The organism is Rhodococcus sp. 05-2255-3B1, assembly GCF_002258545.1.
Classification (GTDB): Bacteria; Actinomycetota; Actinomycetes; order Mycobacteriales; family Mycobacteriaceae; genus Rhodococcoides.
On sequence record NZ_NOZC01000027.1, the window covers coordinates 174681 to 191812 of the forward strand.

Consider the following 17132-nt stretch of genomic DNA (forward strand, 5'->3'; position numbering starts at 1 on the left):
CCCTGATTCCGGGAGTATCGAAAGGAACACGATGGCACTGCCGCTCAGCGGAGTTCGAGTTCTCGAACTCGGCAACTACATAGCCGCCCCTACTGCGGCGCGCATGCTCGCCGATTTCGGTGCCGAGGTCATCAAGGTCGAACGGCCGGGAACCGGCGACGAACTACGCAACTGGCGGCTCTACTCCGGCACAACGTCGATGCTCTATCGCACGATCAACCGCAACAAGAAATCGATCGTGCTGGACCTGCGTACCGAACAGGGCCGCAAGGACGTCGTCGACCTCGCAGCGAAATGCGACATCGTGCTCGAGAACTTCCGGCCCGGCACGCTGGAGAAATGGGGTATCTCGCCGGAAGTGCTCAGCGCAGCCAACCCCGAATTGATCATCACGCGCATCTCGGCCTTCGGCCAGACGGGCCCCATGTCGCAGCGACCCGGATTCGCCGCTGTCGCAGAGGCGTACGGCGGCTTTCGCAATCTCGTGGGTGACCCGGATCGGCCACCCGTCCGGGTCGGGGTCTCGATCGGGGACTCCATCGCCGGGCTGTACGCGGCGTTCGGATGCGTCATGGCCCTGTTCCAACGGCAGACCCAGCGCGCGGCGCAGGCCTCGGACGGGCAGTCTCCGCTGTCGCTGGCACAGCGTTCCATCGATGTGGCGCTGAACGAATCGATTCTGTCGATGATGGAATCGCTGATTCCGGACTACCTCGCCTACGGTGTCGAACGCGAGCGCACGGGCGGCCGAATGGAAGGCATCGCACCCTCGAACGCGTACCCGTGCAACGACGGACACTCGATCATCATCGCCGGCAACGGCGATGCGATCTTCCAGCGCTACATGGAGACCATCGATCGTCCCGATCTGGGAGCCGACCCGGACCTGGCGTCCAACGCCGGTCGGTGGCGTCGACGCGACGAGTTGGACGCCGCGATCTCGGCGTGGACCGGGTTGCACTCGCGCGAGCAGGCGTTGAAGATTCTCGACGCCGCCGGGGTGCCGTCGGGTCCGATCTACACCGCGGCGGACATCGTCGCCGACGAACAGTACGCCGCCCGCAACATGATTCAGCACTTCTCGGTCGACACCGGAGGTGACGAGCCCACCGACGTCGGATTTGTCGGCGTCGTCCCGGTGATCGGTGACGCGTCCCTGCCGATTCGTTCGGTCGGACCGGATCTGGGCGAACACACCAGGGAAGTACTGTCGACTCTGCTCGGCCGCACCGACGAAGAGATGAGCCTCTAGATGTACCGATTCGCTCCCGCCGCAGAGCTTCGCGACGTCACGATGCGCGACGGTCTGCAGCTCACCGGCAAGATGCTCGCCACCGAACGAAAGCTGGAGATCATCAGAGCGCTCATCGAACTCGGCGTGCCTTCGCTCGAGATCGGCTCGATGGCTCGGGGTGACAAGGTGCCGCCGATGGCCAACACGCTCGAGGTGATCGCTGAGCTCACCGCCGCCGAACTCGCTCGATGCTGGGTGTGGGTCGCCACTCCACGTCACATCGAGAAGGCCGCTGCCGCCGGAGCCCGCAACTTCCAGTACTGCTTCTCCGCCTCGGACTCGCACAATCAGGCCAACATCGGCCGTACCACCGAGGTGTCCCTGGCTGCGATGCCCGACGCCGTCGACATCACTCGATCGGTCGGCGGTGAGATAGAGCTCTGCATCGCGACCTCCTTCACCTGCCCCTTCGAGGGGCAGGTGCCGCCGGACCGGGTCATCGAGATCGCCAACGACGAACGAGCAACCGGTGCAACGGATATCGTCATCTGTGACACCCTCGGGCAGGCGGTACCGGTACAGGTGCAGTCGCTGATCTCGCGGGTCCGCGAGGAAACCCCCGACCGCAGAGTGGTGTTCCACGGACACGACACCTGGGGCCTGGGCGTCGCGAACACCCTCGCGGCGATCTCGGCCGGTGCCACGATGGTCGACGGTTCACTGGGCGGACTGGGCGGATGCCCCTTCGCTCCTGGCGCCAGCGGTAACACCTCGTCGGAGGACATTCTCTTCGCGACACGGCCGGACTGGTTCGAGCCGGCGACGCTTGCGTCCATGGCGTCTCTCTCGGAGGGGCTGCTCGCCGAGCTGGACGAGCCCATGCGATCGAAGGCCGTTCAGGGTGTGCGGTCCGAGGCGCGCGCCTTCGAGTGGGTCGCATGAGCCGCATCCTGGTCACCACCGAGATCCCGGCACCGGGGATGGACATTCTGCGGGCGGCGGGGGAGGTGGACCTGAGGGCGGTCGATCACGAGCAACTCGTCGCCGCCTGCTCCTCCGGTGAGTACTCGGTCGTCGTGTCCCAGTTACGTGACCGGTTCGATGCGGAGTTGCTGGAGACGGCGTCGATCGTCGGGATCTCCAACTACGCCGTCGGATTCGACAACATCGACATCGCCGCCGCGACGCAGCGCGGGATCACCGTCGCCAACACCCCAGGGGTTCTGACGAACTCGACCGCCGACATCGCGATGCTGTTGATACTGTCCACTGCTCGCCGCGCCGTGGAGGCCGATTCATTCGTCCGTTCCGGCTCGTTCACCGGGTGGGAGCCGGAACTGCTTCTCGGCAGCGATGTCTCGGATCGAGTACTGGGACTGGCCGGCTTCGGCCGCATTGCCCGCGCCACCGCTCGCCGGGCACTGGGGTTCGGCATGACGGTGAAGTTCTGTCCGCGCCCGCCCGGTGATCGAGAGGTCTCCGACGACGAGCTCGGTGAGTTCGCGGGTCGCGTCGAGCATGCGTCGTGGGACGAGATCGTCACGACCAGCGATTTTCTGTCCCTGCACGTTCCGCTGTCGGACTCCACCCACCATCTGGTGGACGCCGCGGTACTCGGGGCGATGAAGCCGTCGGCGATCGTGATCAACACCGCGCGAGGACCGGTGATCGACGAGGCCGCTCTGGTGACCGCGCTCCGCGAGGGGACCGTTGCCGCAGCAGGATTGGACGTCTACGAGCGCGAGCCGGCCCTCGAACCCGGCCTGGCCGATCTGCCCAACACGGTATTGCTCCCACATGTGGGGAGCGCGACGGTGTCGGTGCGTTCGGAGATGGCCCGGCTGTGCGCCACCAACGCAGCTGCGATGGTCGGCGGTTCGATGCCTGCGCATCCGGTGAATCCCGACGCCTGGTCTCACGCAGGGTAGCGGCCGCCGAGCGTCCTCGTGATCTGCTCGGCGTGGGAGATCAGCAGATCCACCCAGTCCTCGCACTGCGACTGCGGCATGCGCAGTGTCGGTCCGCTGATGGTGACGGCACCGACGATGTCCGCGGCCGAATCGAACACCGGTGCGGACAGTCCCGACGCGCCGGTCTCGCGCTCGCCGGTGGTGATCGCATAACCGTCGGCTCTGGTCTGCGCCAACAGGGTTCGCATCGTCTCGGCTTCGGTCACCGTCTGCTCGGTCATCGATTCGAGTTCACGGGACAGGACACGCTCGGCCAGGTCGTCGTCCCAGGCCAGCAGGACGCGGCTGGCCGATCCCGCGCTGAGCGGGATCACCTTGCCGACGTACATGTCCCGGCGCAAGGCGTGGCGGGTCTCGGCGATGGCGACGCACACGCGGTAGTTCTGTTCCGGCCGAAAGAAACACGCGGTCTCGGTCGTCAGATCGCGCATGTCCTTGAGCACGGGGTTGACGACCGACAGCACGTCGAGGTCCTTCGTCGCCGTCGCTGCCCAGTAGGCCATCCGCACTCCGATACGGATCCGATCGCCGCCCCGGTCCAGAAATCCTTGCTGCACAAGGTTGGTGACGAGACGCTGCACCGTCGAGGTGGGCAGGCCGGTGGTCTGTTGGATCTCACCGAGCGTCATCGAGGGGCGGTCGAACGAGAAGGCGTCGAGAATCTCGGTGATCTTGCCCAGCACGAGAAGCGGTTGCTGCTTCGACGCGCTCTCGGTACTCACCCGACCAATCTACTCGTCAGACACGGCCGAGGAGGCGGTTGATCGGCGCTGTCAGGAACAGGAGGAGCAGCGACCACAGGCCCAGCGGTGTGAACGCCAATCCCAGAGCGGCCAGGATGAGAACCGAGGTGATCGCGCCGTTGCGTACGCCGCCGTGACGCGGTGCGTCGTCGGCGACGATGTTCGGATGCCGGGAGACGATCACGTCGGCCGCGAACATCGAGACGACCGACACCGCGATGGTCGCGACGTACAACGGTGCCGCACTGGCGTCGTACCCGCTCTTCTCGGCGATCAACTTGGTGGGGAACGGCAGGAACACGATCGAGAGCAACCAGACGAAGTTCACCCACATCAAACCTTTGGTGTAGCCGACCAGGGCACGGAACACGCGATGATGGCTCAGCCACTGCGAGAAGATGACCAGAAAGCTGAGTACGAATGCGAACAGCTCGACACCGTGGTCACGCAGAATAACGACGAATTGTGCGCTTTCGTCCGGTTCGGCCAGTTCCACCAACGGCAGAATGAGCAGTGTCGCGGCAATCGCGACCACGGCGTCGCTGAAGTTGACGAGTCTGTCGAATCCACGTTCGTATTCCATGTCAGCATTGTGCACTTCGGACGAGTAGCGTCCGAACGATGTCCGATCGACGTACTCTCACCACCGGCCGAGTGGTATTTCTCGTGGTTGCTGCGGCGGCCCCGATGGCGGCCATGATCGGCAACGTGCCGCTGGCCCTCATACGCGGCAACGGTGCCGGTCTGCCTGCGGCCTACGCGATCAGTGCCGTTGTGCTGCTGTGCTTCTCGGTGGGTTTCGCGGCGATCAGTCAGCAGGTGTACAGCACAGGAGCCTTCTATACCTACATCGGTCTCGCACTGGGGAAGCCGCCGGGAGTTGCTGCCGCGTATGTCGCAGTTGTCGCGTATACCTCGCTCGCATGTGGACTTTCGGGTGCGTTCGGCTATTTCACTCACCTGGTGTTCGCCGATTCCGGTATCGACATTCCGTGGTACGTCTTCACGGCGGTCGCTGTCGTGATTGTCGCTTTCCTGGGTTTCAGGAATGCCGATCTTTCCGCAAAGGTGTTGGGAACGCTGATGGTTCTCGAATTCGCTTTTCTGACGGTGTTCAACGTCCTGGTGGTGGGTGAGAAGGGAACCGCGGCGATACCACTGGAATCGTTCACTCCCACACAGGTGTTCTCCGGATCGCTGGGGATAGCGATGATGTTCGCCTTCTCGAGTTTCATCGGTTTCGAGTCGGCCGCCCTCTACGGAGAGGAAACCAAGGACCCAAGACGCAGCATCCCACGCGCGACGTTCATCGCGGTGTCGCTCATCGCGGTCTTCTACGTGCTGACGAGTTGGATCATCGTCGGGGCCGCGGGCGGGGTCGATGCGCCGGTGCTGGCGCAGAGCGAACTGGGCAATCTTCTGTTCACGCTGGCGCAGCAGTACGGAGGAACGGTGCTGTACGACGGTACGGCAGTATTGTTGTGCACCAGCGTGCTCGCGTCGTATCTCGCCGTACACAACGCAGCGAGCCGATATCTGTTCGCCCTCGGGCGTGAGCACGTACTTCCGGCGCGGTTGGGCCGAATTCACCCGCATCACTCGAGCCCACACATCGGCAGCATCACCGCCTCACTGGTGGCTGCCGTGGCGCTGGCGGTGTTCGCGGTGACCGGTGCCGACCCGTACCTCATCTACGCCGCCGGGGCCATCGGACTCGGAACTCTGGGGGTGATCGCCCTGCAGGCCGCCGCAGCGCTGTCGGTGGTGGTGTTCTTCTTCGGCCACCCCGACCGTTCCGTGTGGCGCACCGCTGTCGCCCCCGGCATCGGCTTCGTCGGTTTCATGACCGGATTGATCCTCGCCGGAACGCATTACAGCGTTCTCACCGGTTCCGATTCTGTGGTCGTCAACGCGATACCCGTGGTGTTGATACTCGCCGCGATCCTCGGTGTCCTGGTGGCTCTGCGCATCAGGAAAGCGGACCCGAAGACCTACGAGGGAATCGCCGCGGCCTACATGCGTCAGTGATCGGCTGTTCTGCGAGCCTCGAGGAGCCTGAGCCAGATTTCGCTGACCGTCGGATACGACGGCACCGCATGCCACAGGTCGTCGATCGAAACCTTGCCGACCACAGCCACAGTGGCTGCGTGGACCAGCTCGGCGACTCCCGGACCGACGAAGGTGGCGCCCACTATCGTGTCGGCGGCGCGGTCGATCACCAGCTGCGCCCGTCCCGAGTAATCGTCCTGCTGCAGAGACGAACCCGCGACGGCGATGTCCTGCGCGACGATCTCGACGTCGATGCCCGCCTCCCTGGCCTTGGCCTCGGTCAGTCCGACGGAGGCCACCTCGAGTGGCGTGAACACCACCTGGGGAATTCGACCGTGATCTGCGATCGCACGGAATCTCTTGCTGTCCAAAGGCTTTCCCTCGGCCCTGGCGGCGATGACGTCGCCGGCCACCCGGCCCTGGTACTTGCCCATGTGCGTCAGCGGAGCTCGTCCGTTGACGTCGCCCACCGCGTAGAGCCACTCGTGGCCGGGAACGTTCAGATGATCGTCGACATCGATGTAGCGCCCCTCCTCGAGTCCGAGGCTCGACAACCCGAGGTCCGCACTCGCCGGAGTACGTCCCGCGGCGACGAGAACTTCGTCGACCGTGATCTCGCTGCCGTCGACGACGAGACCGACCGGGCCACCGTGAATCCGACCGATGCCGGTGTCGGCAGGGTTCTCTCGTGACACGGACTCGAGAGTGGCGTCGAGCATGATGGTGGCACCTCGCGCTGTCAGCGCGTTCGCGACGAGTTCGCCTGCGAACGGTTCGGAAGCGGCGAGCAGCGACGAGCCGCGCACGATCATCGTGACCTTCGCTCCGAGCGAGAGCAACCAGGTGGCCGCTTCCGTCGCGACGACGCCACCGCCGATGACGGCGACGTGGCCGGGGGTCTCGTGAATGTTGGTGGCATCGCGGGAGATCCACGGCCGGGCATCGCGCAGGCCTGGTGTGTTCGGTACCGAGGCAGTGGTTCCGGTGGCGAGGACGACGGCGTGCCGGGCGGTGAGCGTGCGCCCGTCGACCTCGACGGTTCTGTCCCCGGTCAGGCGTCCGTGACCGCGCACGACGGAGATCCCTGCTTTCTCCGCCCACGTCATCTGCGACGAATCGTCGAGGCCGTGGGTGAAGGATTCGCGTCGGGCCAGGACGGCGTCGGCATCGAGGGGCTGATCGCCGACCAGTTCCTTGACCCCCGGCATGTTTCGTGCGGTGTCGAGAACCTCGCTGGGGCGCAGCAGCGCCTTGCTCGGCATGCACGCCCAGTACGAGCATTCGCCGCCGAGCAGTTCGTGCTCGACGATCACGACCGTGCGGTCGCTGCCCTGTGTCGCATACTGAGCGGCGTTCTCGCCGACCGGGCCACCGCCGATGACGATGACATCGAATTCCGAGCTTTCTGAGGCCATTGCTCCACAGTGACATAGGCTCGCCGCTTATGGCGACCACTCGGAACAAGATTCTGATCACCGGAGCGAGCTCGGGGCTCGGCGAGGAAATGGCGCGACGGTTTGCAGGCATGGGCCGGGATCTGGCGCTCTGCGCCCGGCGGGTCGAGCGGCTGGACGACCTTCGTGCGGAGCTGATGCACCACAACCCGAACATCACCGTGGTGGTCCGAGCACTCGACGTCACCGATCACGACGCGGTGGGTGAGGTGTTCGGAAAACTGCGAGACGAATTGGGCGGCCTCGATCGAGTGATCGTCAACGCAGGTCTCGGCAAGGGCGCGAAGATCGGAACCGGCCGCGCCGACGCCAACCTGCAGACCGCGCACACGAACTTCATCGGAGCGCTGTCGCAGGCCGAGGCCGCACTGTCGATCTTCCGTGAGCAGAAACGCGGGCACCTGGTGTTCGTCTCGTCCATCAGCGCCGACCGGGGACTACCGGGGGCCAAGGCGACCTACTCGGCCAGCAAAGCGGCAGTGGCGTCGTTGGGTGAATCGTTGGCCACGGAACTGTCGCGAACCGACATCACCGTCACCACCCTGCTACCCGGGTTCATCGCCACCGACATGTCCGCCAATGCGGGCGACAGTGCCGCTCTCACAGCCACTCTGGACGAGGGGGTGTCGGCGATGGTCGACGCCATCGAGAGCGAGACCCGCCGCGCCGCGCTACCCGGACTCAAGTGGCGGGGCATCGACGCGGCGCTGAGGTTCCTGCCGAATGTGCTGACGGATCGACTGGTGTAGCTCCAGGGCCGGGGGTTACTGCAGGTACCCCTCGACCTGGTCGATGCTGTTGGCGGTTGCGGTGTCGGGGTTCTGGCCTGCGTCGATGCGCGCCCGGCGCTGGCGGAGCAGGTCCCAGCACTGGTCGAGGGCGTGCTCGAGGGATGCCAGTTGAGCCTTCTCGGTGTCCGGGTCGATATCGCCCGACTGGGTCTCGGTGCGAAGTTTGTGCTCGGTGGCGATGAGCTGCTGGATCTTGGTGTGGATATCGTGCTCGTTCATGGCGACAACGCTAGACCTACCAGGGTTCGGCGGCCAGGTTCCGTGTCGCCAGGGCTCGATGTACGGCCGCGGTGAGCTCGGCGGTCGATCCCGCCAGGGCGTTGTCGGTGCACACGAGCGAGAGTGTGTAGTTGCCGTCCAGTCGGGAGAGGTAGGTCGACATCCTGATCGTCGACAGCGCGCCCGACGGGTTCGGATGGATCGCGCGGGTCGCGAGTCCGCACGATCGGTGCGAGCCGAGTGCGGTGATGCCGTCGGGAATGTCGCCGATGTTGGAGCACAACACTTCTCCGCGGCCCGGGGTCGACGTCAGCTTCGCGGCGAGACGGTGGGGGAGCAGCTGGACGATCTCGGGTGGATAGCCTGCCGGGGCCCCGACAGGTTTGCCGAACGCCGCCTTGCACGCTGCTCGGATGGCCGCGGGCGAGTCGTCTCCACGGACGGCGACGGTGGCCATGCCGATGGCGTTGGCATCACCGGACCCGGTACGAAAAGGAATGTCGACGGTCACCGCGGGTGACCCGAGTTCGCTCATCGTGGCGGCGACGATGGAGACGAACAGCGAATTGGCCGATCCACCGACGCGTCGCGCCGTCGAATCCCATTCCGCAGCATCGATATCCACGATGACCGACTGCATCCCGTGCGCGTGGTGTGGCGCGATACCGCCGGGGTCGGCGGTGGTGAACGCCCGCAGTTCGGCTCGGGCCTTCCTGCTGACCCACAATCTGGCCGTCGCCGCGATGGATCGCAGGGCAACGGTGACGATCATCGAGATCGCGTCCTTCACATCCGAGCCCGGATGCAGCGCAGGCGCGGGTGCCGATCCGGAGAAGGCGCGAGCGGCAGAGTCGATCAGTTCCCTGGCATCGGCCAGCGCGTGCGAACACACCAGGGACAGCACGGTGCCGCCGTGTGCAACGGGCGCGGCCGTCAACCGCCAGCCGGGCCCGTACTGCGGGTCGAGTCGAACGTCTGCCTGCGTATCGGCCCATCCGATGATGTCGTCGACCGGGTCGGTGGCGTAGACGAGCGGAAGCGTCGCGGACGAGATGTCCCATCGAAGCCGTGCTCCGGGTATGCGGGGCTTGCCGACTCGACGGCCGAGCTGCCCGACGGCCAGCTCGTCGTGGATCCTGTCGAGTTCTGCTCGGCTCACCGACTCGGTGGTGCGCCAGATGCCTTGGAGTGCAATGGGAATTCCGTAGCCGCGGTGGGTCCGGAGAAAGATCTCGTCGATCACCGACAGGCGGGTCGATTTCACGGGCTCGCGGTGCCGTGTCGTCCCGCCCCCGAAGCGAACCTGCTCGCGCCGCTGAGCGCGTCGGCGTTGATCGAGATGGCACCGTGTCGGAATTCGTTCCTCAAGGCGGTCTCCTCGTCGAGACCGTCCTGTTCGAGCAGGGACAGTCGATCCTCTCGCATGCACGTCTGCGGCAGCAGGGCGAGTTGAGCAGCCAACGCCTCCGCTTCCGACCGGGCTCGACCCACCGGAACCCTTCTGGTGATCAGACCGATGTTCAACGCTTCCTCGGAGTCGACAGCGCGACCGGTGAGGATCATGTCCATCGCTCGGCCCGTGCCCACGATGCGCGGCAATCGCACTGTGCCGCCGTCGATCAACGGAACTCCCCAGCGTCGGCAGAAGACGCCGAACGTGGCGTCGTCCTCGGCGATGCGGAGGTCGCACCACAGCGCGAGTTCCAGTCCGCCCGCGACGGCGTATCCCGACACGGCGGCGATGACGGGCTTGGACAACCGCATTCGCGTCGGGCCCATCGGGCCGTCCCCGTGTTCGGTCGCGTGATTCGAGCGTGGAGTGCCCAGTGCTTTCAGGTCGGCTCCCGAGCAGAACGTGCCGCCCTCGCCCCACAGCACTGCCACCGAGGCTGATTCGTCGGCGTCGAACTCCTCGAACGCCTGGATCAACTCCTGGGCGGTGGGGCCGTCGACGGCATTGCGCGCCTCGGGGCGCGACAGGACGATGGTGGTGACGGGGCCTGAGCGCTCGATCCGTACCGACATGTCAGTGAACGTTACTCGAGTTCTCTTGCGTGAAGCAATGAAGCAATGCTTCAATCCTTGCGTGCCGTATCGACGAACCCCAGCAGTGCAGGCCAGGCTCGACGCCGGTCGCGACAAGCTGTTCGCCGCCGCCATCGAGATCCTCTCGACGCAGGGATATGCAGGCCTGTCGGTGGCCTCGGTCGCCGCGGCAGCAGGAGTGTCCTCGGGCAGCGTCTACACCCATTTCGAGGGAAAAGCAGATCTGGTGGTCGCGATCTTTCGCGAGGTCTGCAGTCGGGAGGTCGCCGCGGTGGTCACCGCGTGCGAGCACGGCAGCGCCGTCGAGCGAGTGACCGCAGTGGTGCAGACCTTCGCCGGACGCGCCCTGAAGAACCGGACGATGGCGTACGCCCTGCTGGCCGAACCGGTCGACCCGGCCGTGGACGCCGAGCGTCTGGTGTTCCGGCAGAAGTTCACCGACGCCTTCGCCGACGCGATCGTGGCGGGCATCGACGCCGGAGAGATCCCCGAGCAGGACGCGGCCATCTCGGCAGCAGCGCTGGTCGGTGCCGTCGGCGAAGTGATGGTCGGCCCGTTGTCCTCGCACGAATCGGTGGATCCAGTACCCAGTCTCGTCGCATTGTCGTTGCGCGCGTTAGGAGTTCGAGATGGACACGCATGAGGTATTCAACCAGGCCATCGACCTGACGCCCTACGACACCTCCGCGGACCCGTCGTTGCTCGACGGCGTGACGAGGGCAGGCGCAGGCTGGGCACTCGACGAGGTCGGCCGGCTCGGGGCGCTCGCCGGTGGCGTGCAAGCCCAGGAGTGGGGCAGGCTCGCCAACGAGAACCCGCCGGTGCTGAGAACCCACGATCGCTACGGGCACCGAATCGACGAGGTCGAATTCCACCCGCACTGGCACGATCTGATGACCGTTGCCGTCGAGCACGGACTGCACGCCACCCCATGGACCGACGACCGCGTCGGTGCACACGTCGCCCGTGCCGCCAAGTTCTACGTCTGGGGCCAGGCCGAGGCCGGGCACATGTGCCCCATTTCGATGACCTACGCCGTCGTTCCGGCGTTGCGGCACAATCCCTCTCTGGCTGCACAGTACGAACCTCTGCTGGCGTCGCGGGAATACGACTTCGGTCTGCGGACCCCGGCCGAGAAGCGTGGACTGATCGCGGGCATGTCCATGACGGAGAAGCAGGGCGGATCCGACGTTCGCGCGAACACCACCACGGCCACCCCGTCGTCGGACGGTACGTATTCGATCGTCGGTCACAAGTGGTTCACGTCTGCGCCGATGTCGGACATGTTCCTCACCTTGGCGCAGGCCCCCGGCGGGCTCTCGTGTTTCATGCTGCCGCGCGTGCTGCCCGACGGTACCCGCAACCGAATGATGCTGCAGCGCTTGAAGGACAAGCTGGGCAACAAGTCGAATGCATCCGGGGAGCTCGAATACCACGGGGCCACCGGCTGGCTCGTCGGCGAAGAGGGGCGCGGCGTCCGCACCATCATCGAGATGGTCAACATGACCAGGTTGGACTGCGTCATCGGGTCGGCGGCCGGAATCCGCAACGCCACCGTGCGCGCAGTTCATCACGCGCGTCATCGGTCTGCGTTCGGGGCGGCACTCGTCGATCAGCCGCTGATGCGAAACGTCCTGGCGGACCTGACCGTCGAATCCGAGGCCGCCACCGCCGCCATGATCCGCCTGGCTCAGGCCACCGACGGCTCGGCCCGCGGCGACGAGCAGGAGAGCGCACTGCGCCGAATCGCGTTGGCCGTCACCAAGTACTGGGTGTGCAAACGAGCTCCCGCCCACGCCGCCGAGGCCCTCGAATGTCTCGGTGGCAATGGCTACGTCGAGGAATCGGGAATGCCTCGGCTGTTCCGCGAATCGCCGCTGATGTCGATCTGGGAAGGATCGGGCAACGTCGCCGCACTCGATTCCCTGCGGGCACTGGCTCGTCAACCCGACAGTGTCGAGGCGTTCTTCGGTGAGATCGGCCAGGCGGCGGGCGTGGATTCTCGCCTGGACGACGCCATCGCGCGGGTCGGCAAAGAACTCTCCGACACCTCCGACATGGAATACCGGGCCCGCCGAGTCGTCGAACTGATGGCACTGACCTTTCAGGGCGCGCAACTGGTGATGCACGGGGATTCCGCTGTCGCCGACGCCTTCTGCGCCAGTCGACTCGACCGAGACTGGGGCATCGCTTTCGGCACCCTCCCGACAGGAGTCGATACGACGGCGGTGTTGGCTCGGGTGTGATGCTGGGGATTGGCTCTGCGGGGGATTGGCTCCCCACATTCGGAAATGTGACGCTGATCGGAGTCGGTTATCCGAAACTGGGGAGCTGATTGGGCACCAGCCGCTGGTCTCCGAACCACCCGGCCGGCGTAGGAAGGACTCCCGCGCGGGCGAAGGCCTGCTCGAAGCGGCGAAGTAGTGTCCGAGGATCGTCCAGGTCCCGCCAATTCCACCGCACGATCACCCACCCCAACTCGCGGAGACGGTCCTCTCGATACTTTTCGTCGAGCAGTACCCGCTTGGAGTCGTACTTCGATTCGCCGTCGAACTCACCGATCACGTTGAACTCCCAGAACAGAAAGTCGACCCGTCCGACGAAGCGGCCTGCACCGTCGTACACCCATTGATTGAGCAGCGGAGTCGGCAGGGGAAGCGTCTCGAAGAGCACCCGACTTCGAGATTCGCCGACGCTCTCGCTGCGCCCGCTCATCAGTGACACCGCTCGTCGGGCGACGGAGATGCCGGTGCGGAACCGTGCCGACTCCACCGCCGTCGACAGTGCGTCGGAATCGGTGTGGCCGGATCTCAGCGCGCTGTCGCCTACACACACGGACCGCTCGACGGTCGTAGTGCGTGCGATGTCGACGATGGTGCGGGCTGCCGTGGTGACCGGAAAGCCGTTGACAGTCGTCCGCTCGGTGGGTTCCAGCTTGGTGCCGTGGAGAATTCGGAGCGGGCGACGCTTGCTGGCGTAGTCGAGTCCGTGCGTCATGTGCACCCTGTCCAGCGGTAGCTGCCAGATGTCCATGCCCCAGGCGATGGCCGCCGAGACGTGGCTGAGCACGTGGTCCGCGGGCGCGGATGTCAGGTAAGACCGCGCCAGCAAGGAATGTCTTTCGGTCGGACTCGCTGATTGCAGAACCGCATTCGGCACGTAGAACCCCGGCCTCAGAACCGACAGTTCACCGGTGCGGCGCAGTCTTCGCAGGTCGTCGTCGGTCAAGCCGAACGCGAGCGCATCGGCTCGGGTGAACAGATCCGTCTGGGGTAATTCCATGACTGCTTGGACGCGCCGGGTGTCGAAACGGATCCATCAGCAACGGAAAAGCTCCCCACTTTTGGATATCCGCCTCCGATCGGCGTCGGAAATCCAAAAGTGGGGAGCTGATTCACGGCGGAGTGGCCCTCAGGCCGAACGACCCCGCTGTGATCGGTACCAGCGCACCAGTGCATCGGTGGATGAATCCGATTGTGCGGCAGGAGCTTCGGCGTCGGTGAGGACCGGCGTCAATTCGAGGGCCTGGGTCTTGCCCAGTTCGACGCCCCACTGGTCGTAGGAGTCGACTCCCCAGACGACACCTTCGACGAAGACCTGGTGTTCGTACAGGGCGATCAACTGACCGACCACCGACGGCGTGAGCTTGGGGGCGAGGATCGAGGTGGACGGGCGGTTGCCGGGCATCACCTTGTGCGGCACCACATCTGCCGGGGTGTCCTCGGCGGCGATCTCCTCGGCGGTCTTGCCGAACGCGAGCACCTTGGTTTGCGCGAAGAAGTTGCTCATCAGCAGATCGTGCATCGATCCGGTGCCGTCGCGGGTGGGCAGATCGTCGGTGGGTTCGGCGAATCCGATGAAGTCCGCGGGCACCAAACGTGTTCCCTGATGCAGCAATTGGTAGAAGGCATGCTGGCCGTTGGTACCGGGCTCGCCCCAGAAGATCTCGCCGGTCGGCGTGGTGACGGGGGAGCCGTCGGCCTTGACGGACTTGCCGTTGGACTCCATGGTCAGCTGCTGCAGGTATGCCGCGAAACGGGAGAGATCATTCGAATACGGCAGCACCGCACGGGTTTCCGCGCCGAAGAAGGAGCTGTACCACAGGCCGACGAGGCCGAGCAGAACCGGCGCGTTCTCGGCCAGCGGCGTCGACCGGAAGTGCTCGTCGATACGATGAAAGCCGTCGAGGAACTCGCCGAACGCCTCCTTGCCCACAACGGCCATGACCGACAACCCGATTGCCGAATCGACGGAGTAGCGTCCGCCGACCCAATCCCAGAAACCGAACATGTTGGCGGTGTCGATGCCGAAGTCCGCAACCCGCTCGGCGTTGGTGGACACGGCGACGAAGTGCTTGGCGACGGCATCTTCACCGAGAGCGTCGACGAGCCAGCGCCGGGCCGCGGTGGCGTTGGTCAGCGTTTCGAGGGTGGAGAACGTCTTGGACGCGATGATGAACAGCGTCGACGCGGGGTCGAGTCCGTCTAGCGCACCGACGAGATCCGCGGGGTCGACGTTGGAGACGAACTTCGCGGAAATACCCGCGTCGGCGTAGTGCCGGAGCGCGTTGTAGACCATGACCGGTCCGAGGTCGGATCCGCCGATGCCGATGTTGACGACGGTGGAGATCTTCTCGCCGGTGGCACCGACCCATTCGCCCGAACGCACTCGATCGGTGAATTCGCCCATGGCCGTGAGGACTTCGTGTACATCGGCGACGACATCCTGGCCGTCGACGGTCAACGACGCGTCGGCCGGCAGACGCAGCGCAGTGTGCAGCACGGCGCGGTCCTCGGAAGTATTGATGTGCTCGCCCGCGAACATGGCGTCGCGTTTGCCTTCGACATCGGCGGTGCGGGCCAGTTCGACCAGCAACTCGACGGTCTCACGTGTGATGCGGTGCTTGCTGTAGTCGATGTGCAGATCCGCGGCCTCGAGGGTGAACGTACGGCCTCGGTCGGCGTCATCGGCGAACAGTTGCCGAAGATGAGTTTCGGCGATCGCGGAATGGTGTTCGGTCAGCTTCTGCCAGGCATCCGTGCCGGTGATATCGACGCTCATACGAACCAACAGTAATCCCGTGCCCAGTCGCGCGCGCGTCGTTCTCGTTTGCGCCGGGCGCTGCGGAGGCATCATGGACGGTATGGACCAACGTGCATTGATCGAATCGATTCCGGCAAAACTGTGGATCGGCGGCAAGGCCGTCGACGCCGAAGGAGGTAAGACGTTCCCGGTGAACGATCCGGCCGCCGGGCGGCCCCTGACGGAGGTGGCCGACGCCTCGCCCGCCGACGCGATGAAAGCGCTCGACGCAGCTGCGGCGGCGCAGAAGAGCTGGGCGGCAACACCTGCCCGCGAGCGCAGTGAAATTCTGCGAGCGGCGTTCGAGAAGGTCACCGAACGTGCCGACGACATCGCGCTGCTGATGACCCTGGAGATGGGTAAGGCCCTCGCCGAATCCAAGGCCGAGGTGAAGTACGGTGCCGAGTTCTTCCGTTGGTTCGCCGAGGAAGCAGTCCGCATCGGCGGTCGCTACACCCCGGCCCCGGCGGGCAATGGACGCATCCTCGTCACCAAGGCTCCGGTGGGGCCGGTACTGGCGATCACTCCGTGGAACTTCCCGTTGGCGATGGGCACCAGAAAGATCGGGCCCGCTCTGGCCGCCGGCTGCACCATCGTCGTCAAGCCGGCTCGTGAGACCCCGCTGACGATGCTGCTGCTCGCTCAGATCTTCGACGAGGTCGGCCTGCCCGAAGGTGTGCTCTCGGTGCTGACGACGTCGAAGTCCGGCGACGTCACCGGACCCCTCATCGAGGATCCGCGGATGCGCAAACTCACCTTCACCGGTTCGACGGGTGTCGGCAAGTCTCTCGTCCAGAAGTCCGCGACTCGGCTGCTGCGCACCTCGATGGAGCTCGGTGGCAACGCGCCGTTCGTGGTGTTCGACGACGCGAACATCGACGACGCGGTGGACGGCGCAATGCTCGCCAAGATGCGCAACGGCGGCGAGGCCTGCACCGCGGCGAACCGTCTGCACGTGCACAACAGCGTGCGCGAGGAGTTCACCATCAAGCTCGTGGCGAAGATGGCCGAGATGAAGCTCGGCCCCGGCGTCGACCCCGATACGAAACTCGGACCGCTCATCAATGCCGACCAACTCGAAACCGTGCAGGAACTCGTCGACGACGCGGTGGCCAAGGGTGCGACGGTGGAACTCGGGGGCACTGCGCCGGGCGGCGACGGCTACTTCTACCCGGCGACCGTTCTCACCGACGTGCCTGCGGAGGCGAGAATCCTGAAGGAAGAGGTGTTCGGGCCGGTGGCTCCGATCGTCGGCTTCGACACCGAACAGGAAGGCATCGACGCTGCGAACAACACCGAGTACGGCCTGGCGTCGTACATCTACACCGAGAATCTCGATCGTGCGCTACGGGTGGCCGACGCCATCGACAGTGGCATGGTGGGCGTCAACCGCGGAGTGATCTCGGACGCGGCTGCGCCGTTCGGTGGCGTGAAGGAGTCGGGATTCGGCCGTGAAGGCGGATCGGAGGGAATCGAGGAGTACCTCGAGACCAAGTACATCGCTCTGAAGTGAACGAACGCAGGTCGGGTGCGCACGCGGCGCG

The 17132-nt window shown here is 65.3% G+C and carries 16 protein-coding genes; 8 read left to right on the forward strand and 8 right to left on the reverse strand.

The features are described 5' to 3' along the window. Window positions 1–31 precede the first annotated feature (31 nt). The 3 genes from CH249_RS15540 to CH249_RS15550 are packed head-to-tail and all read left to right on the forward strand — an operon-like array spanning window position 32 to window position 3162. Window positions 32–1252 carry a CaiB/BaiF CoA-transferase family protein gene (locus CH249_RS15540; RefSeq protein ID WP_032395785.1) on the forward strand — a complete coding sequence of 407 codons (1221 nt, stop codon included), beginning with the start codon at window positions 32–34 and terminating at the stop codon, window positions 1250–1252. Beyond that, window positions 1253–2176: a hydroxymethylglutaryl-CoA lyase gene (locus tag CH249_RS15545; RefSeq protein WP_094683224.1), complete on the forward strand. Its 924-nt coding sequence runs from the start codon at window positions 1253–1255 to the stop codon at window positions 2174–2176. It abuts the gene before it with no gap. Continuing rightward, on the forward strand, window positions 2173–3162 hold the full coding sequence (locus CH249_RS15550) for a D-glycerate dehydrogenase (RefSeq protein ID WP_094683225.1): 990 nt from the start codon (window positions 2173–2175) through the stop codon (window positions 3160–3162). Before CH249_RS15545 ends, CH249_RS15550 begins: the two co-directional genes overlap by 4 nt. On the opposite strand, the gene CH249_RS15555 is transcribed toward CH249_RS15550, so the two are convergent. Together CH249_RS15555 and CH249_RS15560 are read right to left on the reverse strand one after the other, a co-directional pair. Beyond that, the gene (locus CH249_RS15555) at window positions 3150–3926 is read right to left on the reverse strand and encodes an IclR family transcriptional regulator (RefSeq protein WP_032395782.1); all 777 of its coding nucleotides are present in this window, start codon (window positions 3924–3926) and stop codon (window positions 3150–3152) included. The two genes, CH249_RS15550 and CH249_RS15555, sit on opposite strands and share 13 nt — an antisense overlap. 16 nt (window positions 3927–3942) lie before the next feature. Next, the gene (locus CH249_RS15560; protein WP_094683226.1) at window positions 3943–4530 is read right to left on the reverse strand and encodes a TMEM175 family protein; all 588 of its coding nucleotides are present in this window, start codon (window positions 4528–4530) and stop codon (window positions 3943–3945) included. A 38-nt stretch (window positions 4531–4568) separates the two neighbouring features. On the opposite strand from CH249_RS15560, the gene CH249_RS15565 reads away from it, so the two are divergent. Continuing rightward, window positions 4569–5975 carry an APC family permease gene (locus tag CH249_RS15565; protein ID WP_094683227.1) on the forward strand — a complete coding sequence of 469 codons (1407 nt, stop codon included), beginning with the start codon at window positions 4569–4571 and terminating at the stop codon, window positions 5973–5975. On the opposite strand, the gene CH249_RS15570 is transcribed toward CH249_RS15565, so the two are convergent. Continuing rightward, window positions 5969–7411, reverse strand: coding sequence for an NAD(P)/FAD-dependent oxidoreductase (locus tag CH249_RS15570; protein WP_094683228.1), 1443 nt, complete (start codon window positions 7409–7411; stop codon window positions 5969–5971). The genes CH249_RS15565 and CH249_RS15570 overlap by 7 nt on opposite strands. Window positions 7412–7440: 29 nt before the next feature. Here CH249_RS15570 and CH249_RS15575 point away from each other — a divergent pair, with 29 nt between their 5' ends. Further along, window positions 7441–8199: an SDR family oxidoreductase gene (locus CH249_RS15575; RefSeq protein WP_032395778.1), complete on the forward strand. Its 759-nt coding sequence runs from the start codon at window positions 7441–7443 to the stop codon at window positions 8197–8199. A gap of 15 nt (window positions 8200–8214) precedes the next feature. Here CH249_RS15575 and CH249_RS15580 read toward each other — a convergent pair whose 3' ends face one another. From CH249_RS15580 to CH249_RS15590, 3 genes are read right to left on the reverse strand one after another with little or no spacing between them, the layout of a single operon-like run. Continuing rightward, on the reverse strand, window positions 8215–8460 hold the full coding sequence (locus CH249_RS15580) for a DUF2630 family protein (protein WP_032395777.1): 246 nt from the start codon (window positions 8458–8460) through the stop codon (window positions 8215–8217). Between the two features lie 16 nt (window positions 8461–8476). Further along, window positions 8477–9724: a hypothetical protein gene (locus CH249_RS15585; RefSeq protein ID WP_094683229.1), complete on the reverse strand. Its 1248-nt coding sequence runs from the start codon at window positions 9722–9724 to the stop codon at window positions 8477–8479. Next, complete coding sequence (locus CH249_RS15590) at window positions 9721–10485, reverse strand: crotonase/enoyl-CoA hydratase family protein (protein ID WP_032395775.1); 765 nt, start codon at window positions 10483–10485, stop codon at window positions 9721–9723. Before CH249_RS15590 ends, CH249_RS15585 begins: the two co-directional genes overlap by 4 nt. 61 nt (window positions 10486–10546) lie before the next feature. Here CH249_RS15590 and CH249_RS15595 point away from each other — a divergent pair, with 61 nt between their 5' ends. Both CH249_RS15595 and CH249_RS15600 read left to right on the forward strand, forming a co-directional pair. Beyond that, the gene (locus CH249_RS15595) at window positions 10547–11149 is read left to right on the forward strand and encodes a TetR/AcrR family transcriptional regulator (protein ID WP_094683329.1); all 603 of its coding nucleotides are present in this window, start codon (window positions 10547–10549) and stop codon (window positions 11147–11149) included. After that, the gene (locus CH249_RS15600) at window positions 11136–12752 is read left to right on the forward strand and encodes an acyl-CoA dehydrogenase family protein (RefSeq protein WP_094683230.1); all 1617 of its coding nucleotides are present in this window, start codon (window positions 11136–11138) and stop codon (window positions 12750–12752) included. Before CH249_RS15595 ends, CH249_RS15600 begins: the two co-directional genes overlap by 14 nt. Window positions 12753–12819: 67 nt before the next feature. Here the strand turns inward: CH249_RS15600 and CH249_RS15605 are convergent, their stop codons facing one another. After that, on the reverse strand, window positions 12820–13788 hold the full coding sequence (locus CH249_RS15605; protein WP_094683231.1) for a type IV toxin-antitoxin system AbiEi family antitoxin domain-containing protein: 969 nt from the start codon (window positions 13786–13788) through the stop codon (window positions 12820–12822). Between the two features lie 129 nt (window positions 13789–13917). Further along, a complete protein-coding gene (pgi, locus tag CH249_RS15610) occupies window positions 13918–15567 on the reverse strand; it encodes a glucose-6-phosphate isomerase (protein ID WP_094683330.1) in 1650 nt (549 codons plus the stop codon). A gap of 82 nt (window positions 15568–15649) precedes the next feature. Here pgi and CH249_RS15615 point away from each other — a divergent pair, with 82 nt between their 5' ends. After that, window positions 15650–17101 carry an NAD-dependent succinate-semialdehyde dehydrogenase gene (locus CH249_RS15615; RefSeq protein ID WP_094683331.1) on the forward strand — a complete coding sequence of 484 codons (1452 nt, stop codon included), beginning with the start codon at window positions 15650–15652 and terminating at the stop codon, window positions 17099–17101. Window positions 17102–17132: the final 31 nt, after the last annotated feature.

What these genes read in the sequence shown, in the direction of transcription:
- CH249_RS15580 (WP_032395777.1), bottom strand. Translation starts at nt 8,460, where the DNA reads ATGAACGAGCACGATATCCACACCAAGATCCAGCAGCTCATCGCCACC.
- CH249_RS15590 (WP_032395775.1), bottom strand. Translation starts at nt 10,485, where the DNA reads ATGTCGGTACGGATCGAGCGCTCAGGCCCCGTCACCACCATCGTCCTG.
- CH249_RS15575 (WP_032395778.1), top strand. Translation starts at nt 7,441, where the DNA reads ATGGCGACCACTCGGAACAAGATTCTGATCACCGGAGCGAGCTCGGGG.
- CH249_RS15540 (WP_032395785.1), top strand. Translation starts at nt 32, where the DNA reads ATGGCACTGCCGCTCAGCGGAGTTCGAGTTCTCGAACTCGGCAACTAC.
- CH249_RS15605 (WP_094683231.1), bottom strand. Translation starts at nt 13,788, where the DNA reads ATGGAATTACCCCAGACGGATCTGTTCACCCGAGCCGATGCGCTCGCG.
- CH249_RS15560 (WP_094683226.1), bottom strand. Translation starts at nt 4,530, where the DNA reads ATGGAATACGAACGTGGATTCGACAGACTCGTCAACTTCAGCGACGCC.
- pgi (WP_094683330.1), bottom strand. Translation starts at nt 15,567, where the DNA reads ATGAGCGTCGATATCACCGGCACGGATGCCTGGCAGAAGCTGACCGAA.
- CH249_RS15600 (WP_094683230.1), top strand. Translation starts at nt 11,136, where the DNA reads ATGGACACGCATGAGGTATTCAACCAGGCCATCGACCTGACGCCCTAC.
- CH249_RS15570 (WP_094683228.1), bottom strand. Translation starts at nt 7,411, where the DNA reads ATGGCCTCAGAAAGCTCGGAATTCGATGTCATCGTCATCGGCGGTGGC.
- CH249_RS15545 (WP_094683224.1), top strand. Translation starts at nt 1,253, where the DNA reads ATGTACCGATTCGCTCCCGCCGCAGAGCTTCGCGACGTCACGATGCGC.
- CH249_RS15565 (WP_094683227.1), top strand. Translation starts at nt 4,569, where the DNA reads ATGTCCGATCGACGTACTCTCACCACCGGCCGAGTGGTATTTCTCGTG.
- CH249_RS15550 (WP_094683225.1), top strand. Translation starts at nt 2,173, where the DNA reads ATGAGCCGCATCCTGGTCACCACCGAGATCCCGGCACCGGGGATGGAC.
- CH249_RS15615 (WP_094683331.1), top strand. Translation starts at nt 15,650, where the DNA reads ATGGACCAACGTGCATTGATCGAATCGATTCCGGCAAAACTGTGGATC.